Origin of the sequence: Mesorhizobium sp. KR2-14 (assembly GCF_040049255.1) — a bacterium.
Lineage (GTDB): Bacteria > Pseudomonadota > Alphaproteobacteria > Rhizobiales > Rhizobiaceae > Pseudaminobacter.
This window is the reverse complement of sequence record NZ_JBDZDR010000004.1, coordinates 424685-439776: the sequence shown is the minus strand read 5'-3', so window position 1 is coordinate 439776 and position 15092 is coordinate 424685. Positions and strand designations below refer to the sequence as shown.

General features: G+C 62.0%; 15 protein-coding genes. 3 read left to right on the top strand and 12 right to left on the bottom strand.

Translation table 11 applies throughout. The features are described from left to right. Positions 1–274: 274 nt before the first annotated feature. The 8 genes from ABLE86_RS14270 to ABLE86_RS14235 form a co-directional block, all read right to left on the bottom strand. The gene (locus ABLE86_RS14270) at positions 275–745 is read right to left on the bottom strand and encodes a YbaK/EbsC family protein (RefSeq protein ID WP_348779613.1); all 471 of its coding nucleotides are present in this window, start codon (positions 743–745) and stop codon (positions 275–277) included. A 19-nt stretch (positions 746–764) separates the two neighbouring features. After that, positions 765–1583 (bottom strand): MBL fold metallo-hydrolase, encoded by an 819-nt coding sequence (locus ABLE86_RS14265; RefSeq protein WP_348779612.1) that lies wholly within the window; start codon positions 1581–1583, stop codon positions 765–767. A 3-nt stretch (positions 1584–1586) separates the two neighbouring features. Beyond that, entirely contained in the window at positions 1587–2378 is a 792-nt protein-coding gene (locus ABLE86_RS14260) for a TatD family hydrolase (RefSeq protein ID WP_348779611.1), read from the bottom strand. Positions 2379–2380: 2 nt separating this feature from the next. After that, positions 2381–3934, bottom strand: coding sequence for a methionine--tRNA ligase (metG, locus tag ABLE86_RS14255; protein ID WP_348779610.1), 1554 nt, complete (start codon positions 3932–3934; stop codon positions 2381–2383). 89 nt (positions 3935–4023) lie between these two features. Further along, a complete protein-coding gene (locus ABLE86_RS14250) occupies positions 4024–5079 on the bottom strand; it encodes a DNA polymerase III subunit delta' (protein WP_348779609.1) in 1056 nt (351 codons plus the stop codon). Continuing rightward, entirely contained in the window at positions 5076–5747 is a 672-nt protein-coding gene (gene tmk, locus ABLE86_RS14245) for a dTMP kinase (RefSeq protein ID WP_348779608.1), read from the bottom strand. Before tmk ends, ABLE86_RS14250 begins: the two co-directional genes overlap by 4 nt. 92 nt (positions 5748–5839) lie before the next feature. Next, complete coding sequence (locus tag ABLE86_RS14240) at positions 5840–7003, bottom strand: D-alanyl-D-alanine carboxypeptidase family protein (protein ID WP_348779638.1); 1164 nt, start codon at positions 7001–7003, stop codon at positions 5840–5842. A gap of 131 nt (positions 7004–7134) precedes the next feature. Then, positions 7135–8349: a septal ring lytic transglycosylase RlpA family protein gene (locus ABLE86_RS14235; protein ID WP_348779607.1), complete on the bottom strand. Its 1215-nt coding sequence runs from the start codon at positions 8347–8349 to the stop codon at positions 7135–7137. A 334-nt stretch (positions 8350–8683) separates the two neighbouring features. On the opposite strand from ABLE86_RS14235, the gene ABLE86_RS14230 reads away from it, so the two are divergent. Both ABLE86_RS14230 and ABLE86_RS14225 read left to right on the top strand, forming a co-directional pair. Further along, positions 8684–9418, top strand: coding sequence for a glycosyltransferase family 25 protein (locus ABLE86_RS14230; protein ID WP_348779606.1), 735 nt, complete (start codon positions 8684–8686; stop codon positions 9416–9418). Between the two features lie 12 nt (positions 9419–9430). Next, positions 9431–10132, top strand: a complete 702-nt coding sequence (locus tag ABLE86_RS14225) for a polysaccharide deacetylase family protein (RefSeq protein WP_348779605.1) — start codon at positions 9431–9433, stop codon at positions 10130–10132. A 69-nt stretch (positions 10133–10201) separates the two neighbouring features. Here ABLE86_RS14225 and ABLE86_RS14220 read toward each other — a convergent pair whose 3' ends face one another. Further along, entirely contained in the window at positions 10202–11068 is an 867-nt protein-coding gene (locus ABLE86_RS14220) for an AraC family transcriptional regulator (RefSeq protein ID WP_348779604.1), read from the bottom strand. A 111-nt stretch (positions 11069–11179) separates the two neighbouring features. Between ABLE86_RS14220 and ABLE86_RS14215 the strand changes: the two genes are divergently transcribed. Further along, entirely contained in the window at positions 11180–12136 is a 957-nt protein-coding gene (locus tag ABLE86_RS14215; protein ID WP_348779603.1) for a phytanoyl-CoA dioxygenase family protein, read from the top strand. 74 nt (positions 12137–12210) lie between these two features. Here ABLE86_RS14215 and ABLE86_RS14210 read toward each other — a convergent pair whose 3' ends face one another. The 3 genes from ABLE86_RS14210 to ugpC are packed head-to-tail and all read right to left on the bottom strand — an operon-like array spanning position 12211 to position 15066. Next, positions 12211–12900, bottom strand: coding sequence for a D-lyxose/D-mannose family sugar isomerase (locus ABLE86_RS14210; protein ID WP_348779602.1), 690 nt, complete (start codon positions 12898–12900; stop codon positions 12211–12213). Beyond that, entirely contained in the window at positions 12897–13940 is a 1044-nt protein-coding gene (locus tag ABLE86_RS14205; RefSeq protein WP_348779601.1) for a hypothetical protein, read from the bottom strand. Before ABLE86_RS14205 ends, ABLE86_RS14210 begins: the two co-directional genes overlap by 4 nt. A 10-nt stretch (positions 13941–13950) precedes the next feature. Continuing rightward, positions 13951–15066 carry a sn-glycerol-3-phosphate ABC transporter ATP-binding protein UgpC gene (gene ugpC, locus ABLE86_RS14200; protein WP_348779600.1) on the bottom strand — a complete coding sequence of 372 codons (1116 nt, stop codon included), beginning with the start codon at positions 15064–15066 and terminating at the stop codon, positions 13951–13953. Positions 15067–15092: the final 26 nt, after the last annotated feature.

Sequence of the window (15092 nt, the reverse complement as noted above, 5' to 3'; positions counted from 1 at the left end):
CGATCCGCTGCAGATCACGCTCGCTCATCGCAACCAGTCCCATCCGCAACCCCCACGTCTCAAACGCGGGGAGTGTGACATTCTTACTTTGCAGATTCAGGACATTCTAACTTTGCGGCTACAAATAAAAGTCACATAAGATAGATTATGGAACTCACAAGTTCATGAACCCGGCCAAGAGAGGCCAAGGCGCGATGTCAGGAACACCAGAGTCGGCCTCCGGGCTACAGCATCATCTTCGACGCGAACCTCGTGGCGTTCCCGCCACATGAGCTTACGCGGCCAGGTCGGCCGTTCTAGCGCGTGCGGCAGCGAACAAGGCCGTGGGCTCGGAGGAAAACACGGCGTCATGCGCGCCGGCCGCTGCCCAGACCAGATCGAAGGACAGCAGCGTCTCATCGGCGAAGGCCGGGATCTCGATCAAATGCCCCAATGGCGAGACGCCGCCGATGGCAAAACCGGTCTGCTCGCGGATGTGACGCGGGTCGGCGCGCTTGAGCGCTTCCGAAACGAGTTCCGCAGCTTTGGAAAGATCGAGCTGATTGGGTCCCGAAACCAGGAACAGGTAGAGCTTTCCGCTGCTTTCGCCTTGAAAAACCAGTGATTTCACGATCTGTGCGGGCGAACAGCCGCATTGTTCCGCAGCTTCTTCGGCGGTACGCGTGGAGGCTCCCATGCGACGAATTTCGATCTCGAGCCCGGCGGCCGCCGCAGCTTCCATCACGCGATCGATACTGCCAGCCATAGTTGAGCCTCCACCTCGTTCACATTGATTTCAAAGGGATTTCGATGATCATGCCATCATAGGCCGGTTCGACGTTCTCCGGCGTCTGGTCGGTGACGGTGGCGTAGTCCAGCGGCACGTGCATATGCGTCAGCACAGCCCGCTTGGGCCTCAGCCGATCGATCCATTCCAGAGCTTCATTGAGCGAAAGATGGCTCGGGTGGGGTCGATATTGCAGAGCATCGATTACCAGCACGTCGAGGTCCTGCATCAGTTCGGCCGTCGCCGGCGGAAAGTGGCTGACGTCGGAGCAATAGGCCATCGGTCCCACACGAAAGCCGAGCGAGATGATGTCGCCATGTATCTGCGGCAGCGGCATGAAGGTGAGGGTGCCCCCCTCTCCTTCAATCGACACCGGGTCCGAATGCTCGATCTCATGCGCCCGCAGGATCGGCGGATAGGAGCTGCCGAGCGGCGTTTCGAAACAATAGCCGAACGCCTCGTACAGGCGGTTCAGGGTCGGCTGGTCGGCATAGATGTCCACAAGCTGGCGCTGTTCCAGCACGAATCCACGCAGGTCATCGATGCCATGGATATGGTCGGCGTGCGGATGCGTATAGACGACCGCATCGATCCGCTTCACGCCCGCCATCAGCATCTGCTCGCGGAAATCCGGGCCGGTGTCGATCACAACCCGCGTGACGGCACCGCTGGCGGAGACACGCTCGACCATGGCGGCGGCGCGGCGGCGCCGGTTCCTTGGGTTCTGCGGATCGCAATCGCCCCAATCGCCCGTGATCCGCGGCGTTCCCGGCGATGAGCCGCAGCCAAGGATGGTGAGGCGAAGCAGGTCCGTCATGCCTCAGGCGCCCTGCGCCGGTCGTGGCATCTTGCTGAAGAGGCGGAAGAAATTGTCAGTCGTGATTGCGGCGATCTCTTCCTCGCCAAGGCCCAGCGTTTCCCCCAGCACCTTGGCGGTGTGCGCGACATAGGCGGGTTCGTTGCGCTTGCCTCGATACGGCACCGGCGCCAGATAGGGTGCGTCCGTCTCGACCAACAGCCTGTCACGAGGCACCTCCGCCGCGATCGCGCGCAATTCCTCCGACTTCTTGAACGTCACTATACCGGAAAACGAGACATAACCTCCGAGCCGCACGCCCGCTTGGGCAAGCATTCGTCCCGACGAGAAGCAGTGCAGCACGAAGGGGAAAGCCCCCTTCCCGCTTTCTTCCTCCAGGATTGCGATCATGTCGTCGTCGGCGTCGCGCGAATGGATGACCAGCGGCAGACCGGTGCGGCGGGCCGCATCGATGTGGGCTCGGAAGCTCTGCGCCTGCGCATCGCGCGGCGCCTTGTCGTAAAAATAGTCGAGCCCGGCCTCGCCGATCGCCACCACCTTCGGATGTGCTGCCAGCTTTACGAGATCGTCCGCCGTGACGTCGATCTCTTCGCCGGCATTGTGCGGATGCGTGCCGACAGAACAGTACACCGGGTCGAAGGCCTCCGCGATCTCCAATATCTCGGGAAACCGCTTCACCCGCGTGGAAATCGTGACCATGCGCCCGACTCCCGCTGCCTGGGCGCGCGCGACGATGTCGGCGCGCTCCTGGGCGAAGTCGGGAAAGTCGAGATGGCAGTGACTATCGACAAGCATTTTCACGACTCGGCGGCGGCAGGCTCTACATAGCGTGGGAAAACCGCCTGGGGAGCCGGCAGCGCGGTTCCCGGCGTCAGCGCGTGGTTGTCGGCGATCCTGTCGAAGCTGCGCTCCTCGGCCGGAATGGCGAGAAGGTCGAGCAGCCTGGACGCTGCCTCCGGGATGTAGGGCTGGCACATGATGCCGACGCGCCTGATCGTTTCGGCCGTCGTGTAAAGCACGGTTTCCATGCGCGCATGGTCTGTTTTCTTGAGCGCCCAGGGTTCCTGCGCGGCGAAATAGCGGTTTGCCTCGGCAACGACGGCAAAGATGGCGGCGAGCGCCTGATGGATTGCCTGCTCGGACATCGTCTTGCGCGCGGTGACGAGCGCTGCACTGGCCTGCTCCAGCAATGCGTTGTCGGCCTCGGCCAGGGTGCCGCGCTGCGGAACCACGCCGCCGCAATTCTTGGCGATCATCGACAGCGAGCGCTGGGCGAGATTGCCTAGGTCGTTGGCAAGGTCGGCGTTGGTGCGGTTGACGATCGCCTCGTGGCTGTAGTTGCCATCCTGGCCGAACGGCACCTCGCGCAGAAGGAAGTAGCGAACCTGGTCGAGGCCATAGTGCGAAACCAGCGCGAACGGGTCGATCACGTTGCCGACCGACTTCGACATCTTCTCGCCGCGGTTGAACACGAAGCCGTGGCCGAAGACACGCTTCGGCAATTCGAGGCCGGCAGACATCAGGAATGCGGGCCAGTAGACCGTGTGGAAGCGGGTGATGTCCTTGCCAATGACGTGAACATCGGCGGGCCAATAGCGCCAGCGTTCGGCATTGGTGTCCGGATAGCCAAGAGCCGTGATGTAGTTGGTCAAGGCATCGACCCAGACATACATCACGTGCTTCTCGTCGCCAGGCACCGGAATGCCCCAGTCGAAGGTGGTGCGGGAAACCGACAGGTCCTTCAGTCCGGATTTGACGAAGCTGACGATCTCGTTGCGCCGCTCCGGCGGGCCGACGAATTCAGGGTGCTTCTCGTAGTGCGCTAGCAGCCGGTCCTGATAGGCCGACAGGCGGAAGAAATAGCTTTCTTCCTCCACCCATTCCACCGGCGTCCCTTGCGGTCCGTAGCGGATGCCGTCGGGGCGGACCTCGGTTTCCTCCTCGCCGTAATAGGCTTCGTCGCGAACCGAATACCAGCCGGCGTAGCCGCCCTTGTAGATGTCGCCGCTGGCGACCATGGCCTTCCAGATCGCCTGGGAAGCCTCATAGTGGCGCTTTTCTGAAGTGCGGATGAAGTCGTCGTTGGACGCATTCAGCGCTTCGGCCATGCGCTGGAACTCGGCCGTATTGCGGTCGGCCAGCTCGCGCGGGGTGATGCCTTCCTTTCGCGCCGTCTGCAGCATCTTGATGCCGTGCTCGTCGGTGCCGGTCAGGAAGAAAACGTTTTTGCCATCGAGCCGCTGGAAGCGTGCCAGCGCGTCTGTCGCGATCAGCTCGTAGGCGTGGCCGATGTGAGGCTTGCCGTTGGGGTAGGATATGGCTGTCGTCAGATAGAATTTTTCGCGGGACATGAAGAAGCCGTTCGTACTTCAAATGGTGAATTGAGCGGTGAGATAACGCATCGGGAAAGCGATTGCTATCCCGCGCCAGTGGACGAGCTTCACATTCGCATGGCCGCGTTGAGACGCATGATCATGTTAAGCACATGCTGCTTCTTGTCGAGATTGTATATCTCGGCCTCATTGATCGACGCCCGCGCCTCCTGCCATGCTTCGGAAAAGCGGTTGGCCAGCACGACATCGCTGTTCAGTGCGGCGGCGCTGGCGGCATCCGCAAGCAGGTCGAGGGCATGGCGGTTGAAGATGTCGAAACGCATTGCCTGGTCGCGCGCGGCCACCACCTCGGCCAGCTTGTGCGCGGCGGCCACGTCCAGATGCGGCGCGGCCAGAAGCCCGTCGACGGCCTCCGCGATCTCCAGCCCGCCATATTGTGTCAGGACGATTGCGTTGCGCGCGCTGCCCCCTGCCCGCTCCGCAAGCGCCGCGCGCGCTTCCGCGCTGTCCGGCAGCGGAGTGTCGGCGCGCCCAAGCGCCTGCAGCAGAGTGCCTGCGTCGAGCGGCGACAACCTAACCATCTGGCAGCGCGAACGGATCGTGGGCAGCAGGCCGCCCGGCGAATGGGTGATGAGGATGAACAGCGTCTTTGCCGGGGGCTCCTCGAGGTTCTTGAGCAGTGCGTTTGCCGCATTGGTGTTCATGTCGTCGGCGGGATCGACGATCACCACGCGGTAGCTTCCATCATGGGAAGTCATTGAGAGGAACCGGTTGACCTTGCGGATTTCATCCACGGTCAGGACCGTCTTGAAGGCCTTCGTCTTTTCATTCAGCGGCCGTGTCAGGTGAAGGACGCCCGGATGCGCCCCCATCGCGACCTGACGATACAGCGGCGAGGCCGGATCAGGCGAAGACAGCGTCTCCGGAGCTTGCGAAGGCTCCGGGTTCTTCAACAGGTGATAGGCAAGATGAAACGCCAGCGTCGCCTTGCCGATGCCCTGGGGCCCGGCCAGCAGCAGCGCGTGCGGCAGTTTTCGGGCGCGGTAGGCGGCGGCAAGCATGGCAGCTGCGGTCTCATGCCCGAACAGGAACGGGTTTTCGGCCGGCTCCGGCACGCCGTCCAGAGTGTCGTGCTGCTCTGGTGCGATGCGTTCGAACATCACGCCTCCTGGGCCTGGCCCGGGGCGCTTGCAAAACACGCCTCGACGGTCCGGAAAACAACTTCCGTCACCGCGTGCTCGACCGTCTCAACGGGCTGCGACGCGTCAATGACGATGCAGCGCTCGGGCTCCTTGCGGGCGATTTCAAGGTAGGCTTCGCGGCGGCTTCGATGGACCGCGAGCGTCTCCTTCTCGAACCTGTCCGCGGCATCATCGCCCCGCCGCGCTGTCGCACGCTGCATTCCGAGCGCCGGATCGATATCGAAGATCAGCGTCAGGTCCGGCATCATGCCGTTGAGCGAGACGCGCTCGAGTGCCGTCATGAAGACAGGATCGATTTCCCCCGAACCGCCCTGATAGACGCGCGATGAATCGACGAAGCGATCGCACAGCACGATGTCGCCGCGCTCGATGGCTGGCCGGATGACCTGCTCGATATGGTCGGAGCGCGCTGCTGCAAACAGCAAAGCTTCCATCTTCGGGCCGAAAGTCTCGGCCGCGCCCGACAGAATGACGTGGCGTACCGCTTCCGCGCCGGGCGAACCGCCGGGCTCCCGCGTGACGGTCAACCGATAGCCCTTCGCACGAAGCTTGGCCGCCAGCAGCTTGATCTGCGTCGACTTGCCGGCGCCCTCGCCACCTTCGAAGCTTATGAAAAGTCCGCGCGTCAATTCAATTGTCCTTACTCGGACCGGAACTGCGGTCCGGCACCGGTTGACCCCGTCTTATGCCGGTGGGGACGATACGTCCACTTTTACGATGATCAGCGCATCCAGCCGATGAGCAACTCTCCGACCGCGTCGAGAGCACGCCTGTGCAAGGGACCCAGCCCCACGCTTTCAGCCGCATAGAGCGGTGTTTCCTGGCTTAGCGTGTCGCCGATCTTGACGCGCAAGGTGCCAATTCGGGTTCCCTCTTCGACCGGTGCGATGATTGGCCCCTCATAGACCACCTGCGCGGTCAGTCGGTCGCGGTTGGTGATCGGAACCAGAATCGAAATCGGCCCGTGTGCCTTCAGCGCGATACCCGATTTGGCCCCGCCGTATATGCCTGCTTCTGCCACGACCTCGCCATCGGCAAACAACTGGGTCTTCTGGAAGGCCCGCATGCCCCAGTCCAGGATCTTGCGCACCTCCTCGGAGCGCTCGCGGTCGCTGCTCATTCCGCTGAGGGCCACGAAGATGCGGCGGCCGTCACGGCTGACCGAACCCACGATGCCGTAGCCGGATTCCTCCGTATAGCCAGTCTTCAGGCCATCTCCACCGATGTCCATGGCAAGGATCGGGTTGCGATTGCGCTGGGTGATCTTGTTCCAGGTAAAGTCCGGCTCGGCAAAATATTTGTAGAGATCAGGGTATTCGCGCCAGATGTGCTCAGACAGTTCGACGAGTTCGCGCGCCGTCATCACCTGGCCATCGGCGGGAAGGCCCGTGGAATTCTTGAACACCGACTTCGTGAGACCCAGTTCGCGTGCGCGCTCGGTCATCAGCGTTGCGAAATTCTCCTCGCTGCCGGCCATGCCTTCGGCAATGATGATGCAGCCATCATTAGCGGACTGCACGGCGATCCCCTTGATCAAATCCTCCAGGCGGATGGTGGACTTGAGGGCGGCGAACATGGTCGAGCCGCCGGACTTTGCGCCGCCGTTGCGCCACGCATTTTCGCTGACCGCGAATGTATCGTCGAGAGTGTAGCGGCCTTCCTTGATCGCATGGAACACGACCTCCATGGTCATGAGCTTGGCAAGCGAAGCTGGCGGAAATGGCGTGTCGGCGTTCTTGGAAAAAAGGATCGATCCCGTGTCCGCATCGATCATGAAAGCCTCTTTGGCCTTCGATTCGAACAATTGAGCGTTGGCGGATGCCGCAAAGCTAAAAACCAGTGCGAGGCTCAAAAACGCGGCAAAGAAAGACGGTCGAAAAGGCATCACAACACCAGTCCAGTTAATTTGCAGCTTGGACTGGAAATAGGGTAACAGGCCAATCGACAAGGTAGCAAGTGTTCGACGCCGAGAGGGGCCCTGCCCCGCCCGACTTCATGCCACCACAGCCTCAACAACTAGTCTCGAACCGGAAACGCGTCCGGCGCGCCATTCGCCCAGGCGCTTTCCAGCATCGCGTCGAGAGAAGCCCGGCCGTCTGCATGAAGGCTGACCGTGTAAAGGCTCGCCCCCTTGATGCGGGTGCGTTCGACCGTTGCCTTGCCAACCGCCGAAAGAGAGCGGGCAACCTGCTTGGCTTCGTCGCTTCGGCTGAAGGTTCCGACCGCAATGTAGGCTGCGATCGGGCTCGAAACGGAACCCTGATCGCCGCGCTTCCACTGCGCGTCGCCAGCAATGCCCCCTCCATCCACCGCTGCAAATGCAGCTGCAGCGCTGCTCTGAGCTTCTGCCGCGTAGGACATGCTGGCAAGCGCAAGCTGTGTGGGCCGGGTCGGCCGCTGGGGAACGATCGGCCCGAAATCCGGCAAAATGACGCTGCTGACCGCAATGGCCTGGCCGAACGGCAGGTCGCTCGAGGTCGGTAGTTGCGGCTGCATTGGCGAGAAGGTGGGCACCGGGACCATCGATCCAACATTCGCACTGGGTGTCGACCCGTTCATGGCGATCATGACACCGCTGGGCAAACCGATCGACGGATCCGGCGCGCCATTGCCCGGCCGGAACGACGCGAGCAGGAACTGGTCGTCCTGGCCATCGAGCGGTGCACGACCGACATATTCGACCTTCACATCGGCCGTACCACCGTTCATATAGTCGAGCATTTCGGCAGCTCGGCGCGAGAGATCGATCACGCGGTCGTCCGAGTATGGGCCGCGATCGTTGACGCGCACGATGACGGAGTTTCCGTTCTTCGTGTTGGTGACCCGCGCGTAGCTCGGCAGCGGCATGGTCGGGTGCGCCGCCGTAAGGTGCGTCATATCGTAGATTTCGCCGTTGGCGGTAAGGCGGCCATGGAAGGCATCGCCATACCAGGAAGCGGCGCCGACCACCTTGTAGTTCTTTTCTTCTTTCGGATAGTAGACCTTCCCGCGCACCGTGTAGGGGCGGCCGAGCTGGTCTCGCCCTCCTCCACGCGGTAGGTTCGAACGCTTGTTGGTAACCCGCGGACTGGCCTTGACCCCGTATTCGGACTCGGCGAAGAACTCCTTCGGACGCTTCTTGCTGGCAGGCTTTGGCGTCGGGGCTGCACAAGCGGCAAGAAAAGCAGCGGACAACGCAAAAACAGCGACGGTTGAAGCGCGGCGAATGTGCCGGCGCGCCAAAATCAGCATTATCGATTGTCCCCTGAAGATGTCATCAAGCTACGCAATACAAAACCAAATGCGGTGGACATCCGCCCGCATTCACAGCTCCAATCCCTCTCATATTCGGTAATTTGTTAGCGCACCGTTAACCGATTGTGGCGAGAACTGGGCACGAGTGCATCGACACTGGAGAGATGGCTAGCCGCCGGTTGACACTCGTTGCGCCTGACGGAATTTGCGGCCGAATGGATTCGGAGCAGCGCCTTGATAGTGCTTACGGGCTTCCAGCATCGGCTACTTGGTGTAAGAACTTCCGAAGCTTACTGACTTAATTCCAGCTTTTGGGCCTGAAAGATACTGCATGATCGTAAAGGCGTTCATCATCCACCTCGCGCGCGCAGAGCAGCGCAGGGAGCACGTCCAAACGCTTTTGACCAGCTTGCCCTTCCCGGCGGAAGTCATCGATGCCGTGGACGGAAAGCTGCTTGACGAAGAGGGCATTCAAAAATTCTACCGCCCTCGCCTGCATCGGCCAATCTACCCGTTTGAACTGAACCGCAACGAGATCGCCTGCTTCCTGTCCCATCGGCGCGCCTGGCAGGCCATTCTCGACCAGAAGCTCGACGCCGCGCTCATCATGGAAGACGATGCGGCCCCAGTCGCGCCCTTCTTCGATGGGCTCGAACTCGCACTGGCGAATATCGAGCGCGAAGGCTTCATCCGTTTTCCCTTCCGCGACGGCCGCGACAACGGCCGGATCGTAGCCCGGTCGAAAGACGTTTCGCTGATCGAGCCCGTCTGCGCTGGGCTTGGCATGGTGACGCAGCTCGTCAGCCGCGACGCGGCGGCACGATTGCTCAAGGCAACCGAAACCGTGGATCGTCCGGTCGACGTTCTGCTCCAGATGCCGTGGGTGACCGGCGTGGTGCCCCGGTCTGTCGTACCTGGGGGAATTCGGGAAATATCGCCCACCCTTGGCGGCAGCACTCTCAAGCCGAAGCGGCAGATTTCGAAACTCAAGCGCGAGCTGTTGCGCCCGATCTACAGAGCCAGAATTGCGATGCGCGCAAGGCTGGCGGCAATGCGTCGTCGTTGAGCGGTGCCAGACATGCCAATTCCGATCTTCATGTACCACCAGATCGACATCCCCGCCCCGCGCGGCAGCCGCTTTCGCGCGCTGACGGTCGATCCGCGCGATTTTCGCCGCCAGATGACGTGGCTAAAGCGGCTGGGCTTCACCGGCCTCTCGATGCGCGACCTGTTGCCCTATTTGCGCGGCGAGAAGACCGGCAAGGTCGCGGGCATTACCTTCGACGACGGCTTTCGCAACGTCTATGTCAATGCGATGCCCGTGCTGCAGGAATTCGGCTTCACGGCCACGAACTATTTCGTCAGCCGGCAGATCGGCGGCTCCAATGAATGGGACGTGCCGCTGGGCGTTCCCTATGCCGCCTGCATGTCGAAGGCCGAGATGCGGGAGTGGGCAGCGCGCGGCCATGAGGTCGGCTCGCACACGCTAGATCATGTGCGGCTGCCAACCGTCGCGCCAAGCGAGGCGCGGCGCCAGATCACCGACGCCCGCCACGAGCTGGAAGACATGCTGGGCAGCGCCGTCGACGCCTTCTGCTATCCCTACGGCGGTCAGAATGGCGAGCTCCGGCAGATAGTCGAGGAAGCGGGTTACACAAACGCGACCACGGTGAACCGGGGCCACGCCCGGCCGCAGGACGACATGCTGCTCCTGCCGCGCATGACCGTGCGGCGCCACGACACCTGGCTGCACTTCATCAGGAAATGCCTTATGGACTGACGTTTCAGCGGCGAAACGAGACTCGTAAAGGGCTTTCACCCGCTCCTTGTCGTCTGGGGCGCCTAAACCTCACCCCGCGGCGCGAAAGCTCCGGCGATAGCTGCGGGGCGTCATTCCCTTGAGCGCCCTGAACTGCCGGTTGAAGTTGGCAAGCGTTTCGTAGCCCACGGCCTCGGCTATATGCGCGATCGGCTTCGAGGTGCCGGAAAGCATGGCGCAGGCCTCGCCGATCTTCAGACGCATGATGTAGTCCGTGATCGACATATGCGTGTGACGGCGAAACAGCCGGTGCAGGCCCGACTGACTTAGTGCCGCGACATCGGACAGTTCCGAGAGCGATAGGCCCGCTGCGTAATTGAGATGGATGTGATCGAGCACACGGTCGATCCTTGAACGATCCTGACTGGACGGCGTCGGCACGCTTCGCGGGCTCGCAAGCGGCTCGGCGCCAGCATCCTGCGCCAGCATGTTCAGCACCTGCATAAGGCACAGCAGCCGCTCGTGTGGCGGGCGCGTAAACAGGTCCTCGATGACCGGCCGCGCCTTCGCAGCATAGGCGTCGGTGAATTTCAACCCGGTGGCGGCGCGCTCCACCATGGCAGCAACGGCGCCGAGTTCGACGAACGTGCCCGCAAGCGTCTGCGCCCATTCCGGCCGAAACCACATGACCAACGCAACGTGCGGGCCAGCTTGGTCGATTTTCTCGGACGAACTCCAGCTATGCGGAAGGTTCGGCCCGATCAGCACGAGGTCGCCGTCGTCATAGCTGCCAATGTGATCGCCAATAAAACGCTGTCCGCGCGAATTGAGCGTCAGCGTCAGTTCCAGCTCCGGATGGTGATGCCACTGGAAGGGAAGTTGGTCGTCGAGCCGGCGGTTGAGCATGGCCCATGAAGTGCCAGGCATCGGCTGCAGCTTTTCCAGAAACGGCTTCATTCGGGCAACATTCGCATTGAAACGCCAGAATAGTATCAGGATGAGCGCCACCAGTACAACTTCCCTCCGCGGGCTCGCACTAGCATCGTGCCATCAAGGACCAGGCGGAAAATGGAGGAAACCGTGGCGCACGCGACAGATCTGAAGAAGGACAGCCATCCGACGTCGAAGAACGTCACCACGCAGCTCAAGGACATCAAGAAGACGCTGCCGCTGCGCGTGCTCAGCGAGGCCGATTGGCAGCACTGGACCACAAAGGGCTATGTGATCGTGCGCAACGCCGTGCCGCAGGAGAATGTCCAGCGGCTGATCGACCTGCTTTGGGAATTCGACGAAAAGGACCCGAAGGATCCATCAACCTGGTATGCGCCGCAGCGCCGCGATCATTTGATGAAGGAGCTGAACGGCGCCGGCATGGTAGAAATCTACAACCACCAGTACCTCTGGGACAATCGGCAGGTACAGCGCGTCTACGATGCCTTCGTCGACATCTGGGACAGGGAGGATCTCTGGGTTGCCATTGATCGCGCCAATCTCAATCCGCCCAAGAAAACGCCGGGCAACCCGAACGGCTTCATCCACTGGGACAGCGATACTTCGCTTCGGCCCCTGCCGATCGGCGTCCAGGGCGTGCTTTCGCTCGTCAAGCAGGATGGCGACATCGGCGGCTTCCAGTGCATTCCCGAATTGTTCGAGAATTTCGAGGAATGGGTGAAGACGCAGCCCGCCGATCGCGATCCGCACCACCCGGACCTGACCGGCCTGACGATCACCAATATCGAGATGAACCCCGGCGACCTTCTGATCTTCAACACGCTGCTGGCGCATGGGGTGCGGCCAAACCACTCCAAGGACCGGGTGCGCATGGCGCAATACATCTCGATGTTTCCGGCCGACGAGGAAGACAACGAAGAACGCGAAGCCCGCATCCACTCCTGGCGCGAGCGCGAGGCACCAACGCGTGCGGCGTTCCCCGGCGACCCACGCGAGTGGGAAAAGAAGAACGCCAAGACGGCTGAGTTGAACGAGCTTGGCCGCAAGCTACTTGGCCTCGACAGCTGGCACTGAATTGGAAGGGGCGGCGGGTCTTCTTTAAAGCCGCCGCCCCTTGTCCAACCGAGTGTGGTCCGTGTCCGGCCCTATCAGCCCTTGCCGTCGATGAAGCGGTCGTAGTCCGACACCAGCAGATGCAGCGGCGCCTCGTCTTCCTCGATGCTGGAAAAGCGCCCGATCGGATCGGCAAAGATGTTGTCAGTCAGGTCGTCGTTCACGGTCGATACCTCACCAATCAGCACGTCTGCCCCCTCGCCCCAGAACGCATGCCACACGCCGGGCAGCAGGGTCACGCTCTCGCCGGGATCGAGCTTCAACAAGCCGCCTGCCGGCAGCTTGCGGATGACACCGTCTGTCGGAACCTCGACCTCGCGGTTTCGGTCTATATTTCCCTCTTCGTCCGGCATGAACAGCTCGATGACCAGCTTACCGCCGCCGCGGTTGATGATGTCCTCGGCCTTCACCACATGGCGGTGCATGGGTGAAAGCTGGTCCTTGCGCGAGATCATGATCTTTTCGGCGTAGAGCATGCCCTTGCCGCGCGAGAGGTCCTCTGCGCGGCCGTTGCGCACGGTGAACAGGAACAGGCCGAGCTCGTCAAATTTGCCTTGCCCGTAGTCGGTGATGTCCCAGCCGAGGCGCGAGTCGATGATTCCGGCAGGGCGCCGCGTCTTCATCTCCCCCGGCGACCAATAGGCGAAAGGCGGCATGACATAGCCGAAGGAGCGGATGAAGGCGTCTCCTTCGCGGATGATTTCATTGACGCGCGAGCGCTTCATGCTGTCGGTCCTTCATGTTGGGGGGCGGCAAGAATGGATGCCGAAATTCGATAGTGTGTCGTCCATCTCTCGCCGGCGTGGAATTGGCGTCCAAGCGCCAGGTCAGCCGGTGCATGGAATGCAAGTCCCGTGTCGTCGAAAAAGCCGTTCACCGGCTCAATGCCGATGCCCCGAAAGCTGTTCGACCAGGGCGGCGCGGCGCGGCCTCGATTGGAGAGCCATATTACCAGCGAGGGAAAGTCATCCGCGTTCCAGTCCAGCCGCGCTCGATACCCGTCGTCCGGGTAGTCGATGCAAACGCAGCCGCCCACGTCGGCAAGTTGAAGTATTTCTTCGCGCAGATCGGCCGGCGGCCGCGAAAGATCGGCTACCCCCTCGCCCGCCAGCGGCACTGCGTCGAGTGACGTGAACTCTGCACCTGGCCTCAGACGTGAGACGCCCGGTTCGAACACCTTCGGAAAGGTATAACCGCGCACAAAGGGACCGGGATCTAGCCGCATGCCGCGCCCTTCTTCGGGAAGCCGGAAGATCGGATGCAGGCCAACCGGCAAGATGCATTGGGTCCGCGCTTCGACCGTCAACTCAATGGCGATGGCCGCCTGCCCCGCAACCCCAATTAAACGGCGCTCCAGGCTCTTTATCGGATGGTGTTCCGGATAGTCGATGGCCAGCGTGATCGCATCCGCCGCTTGTTCCACTGCATGCCATGCGTTGTCTGTGCCAAAACCGTGGTGAAGCGGGTCAACCATTGCCGTCCCGAACGGAACGCAAGCCCACTCGCCGCCAAGCTGGTGCAGATGCGCCGGGATCGATGCATCTGTCCCGACAGAGGGATCACCGATCCAGGGGGCTTCCGCCAGCGGCGCGACGGCACAGCCATTGTCCAGGCGGAAAACCAGGTTGTGCAGGGAACCGCCAGTGGCGAAGACGTCGGCCTGCCCACGATCCCATGTGAGCCGCCAGTTCGATCCAGCCACTGCTGCGGCGGTGGCGGCCGCTTTCGCTTCGGCGGCCAGAGCGCGGCTGTTGACGGCGGTCACTCTCCGCCCCTCAGACGATCCGCTGGCCGCTGGCCGGGTCGAAGAACACCGCCTTGTCGAGATTGAACGCCAGCTTCATTTTGTTGCCGGCGGCGACATTTGCGTCTGCGCGCAGCCGCGCGGTGACGTGCTTCTTGCCCAGACGGGTCACGGCGAAAGTGTCGGAGCCCGCTGGCTCGACCACCTCGATCAGGCATTCGCTCTCGGCGACATTGAGCGCATTGCGGTCAGCGCCGTCGCGGTCGGTCAGGGCTTCGGGGCGGATGCCGAAGATCACCTCCTTGCCGTTATGCGCGGCCAACCCTGAAGGTGCATTGGGCACGCCGAGCACCAGCGGTTCCTGTTCGTCGCGGTGCGTCGAGAGGGAGACGCACGAACCGTTCTTGGCGATCGTCACCGGGATGAGGTTCATGGCGGGCGAGCCCATGAAGTCAGCGACGAAGAGATTGGCCGGGTTGTTGTAGATTTCCGCCGGCGTGCCCGATTGCTGTAGCAGCCCGTCCTTCAGCACCGCTATCTTGGTCGCCAGCGTCATCGCTTCGATCTGGTCGTGCGTGACATAGACGATGGTCGTGCCCATACGCTGATGCAGGCGCTTGATTTCGGTGCGCATGTCGACGCGGAGCTTGGCGTCGAGGTTGGACAGCGGTTCGTCGAACAGGAACACCTGCGGATTGCGCACCAGCGCCCGGCCGATTGCGACGCGCTGGCGCTGGCCGCCGGAAAGCTGGCTGGGCTTGCGGTCGAGCAGATGGCCGATCTGCAGCATCTCGGCAACGGAAGCGATGGCCTTTTCGCGCTCCGGCTTCGGCACGCCGCGGATCTCCATGCCAAAGCCGATGTTTCCCGCCACGCTCATGTTTGGGTACAGCGCATAGGACTGGAAGACCATGGCAATGTCGCGCTGCGAAGGATGCAGCTTGTCGATCACCCTGCCGCCGATGCTGATCGAGCCACCGGTGATGGCCTCCAGCCCGGCGATGGAGTTGAGCAGGGTAGACTTGCCGCAACCGGAGGGTCCGACAAGGACCAGGAAGCCGCCCTCCTCGACGTCGAGATCGATGCCCTTCAGAACCTTCACGCTGCCGAAGGTCTTTTCGAGATTGCGGATTTGTAGGAACGACATGCGATCTATCTCTTTATCTGAGCATC

What these genes read in the sequence shown, in the direction of transcription:
- ABLE86_RS14235 (WP_348779607.1), bottom strand. Translation starts at nt 8,349, where the DNA reads ATGCTGATTTTGGCGCGCCGGCACATTCGCCGCGCTTCAACCGTCGCT.
- ABLE86_RS14225 (WP_348779605.1), top strand. Translation starts at nt 9,431, where the DNA reads ATGCCAATTCCGATCTTCATGTACCACCAGATCGACATCCCCGCCCCG.
- ABLE86_RS14270 (WP_348779613.1), bottom strand. Translation starts at nt 745, where the DNA reads ATGGCTGGCAGTATCGATCGCGTGATGGAAGCTGCGGCGGCCGCCGGG.
- ABLE86_RS14215 (WP_348779603.1), top strand. Translation starts at nt 11,180, where the DNA reads ATGGAGGAAACCGTGGCGCACGCGACAGATCTGAAGAAGGACAGCCAT.
- ABLE86_RS14260 (WP_348779611.1), bottom strand. Translation starts at nt 2,378, where the DNA reads ATGCTTGTCGATAGTCACTGCCATCTCGACTTTCCCGACTTCGCCCAG.
- ABLE86_RS14265 (WP_348779612.1), bottom strand. Translation starts at nt 1,583, where the DNA reads ATGACGGACCTGCTTCGCCTCACCATCCTTGGCTGCGGCTCATCGCCG.
- ABLE86_RS14220 (WP_348779604.1), bottom strand. Translation starts at nt 11,068, where the DNA reads ATGAAGCCGTTTCTGGAAAAGCTGCAGCCGATGCCTGGCACTTCATGG.
- metG (WP_348779610.1), bottom strand. Translation starts at nt 3,934, where the DNA reads ATGTCCCGCGAAAAATTCTATCTGACGACAGCCATATCCTACCCCAAC.
- ABLE86_RS14240 (WP_348779638.1), bottom strand. Translation starts at nt 7,003, where the DNA reads ATGCCTTTTCGACCGTCTTTCTTTGCCGCGTTTTTGAGCCTCGCACTG.
- ugpC (WP_348779600.1), bottom strand. Translation starts at nt 15,066, where the DNA reads ATGTCGTTCCTACAAATCCGCAATCTCGAAAAGACCTTCGGCAGCGTG.
- ABLE86_RS14210 (WP_348779602.1), bottom strand. Translation starts at nt 12,900, where the DNA reads ATGAAGCGCTCGCGCGTCAATGAAATCATCCGCGAAGGAGACGCCTTC.
- ABLE86_RS14230 (WP_348779606.1), top strand. Translation starts at nt 8,684, where the DNA reads ATGATCGTAAAGGCGTTCATCATCCACCTCGCGCGCGCAGAGCAGCGC.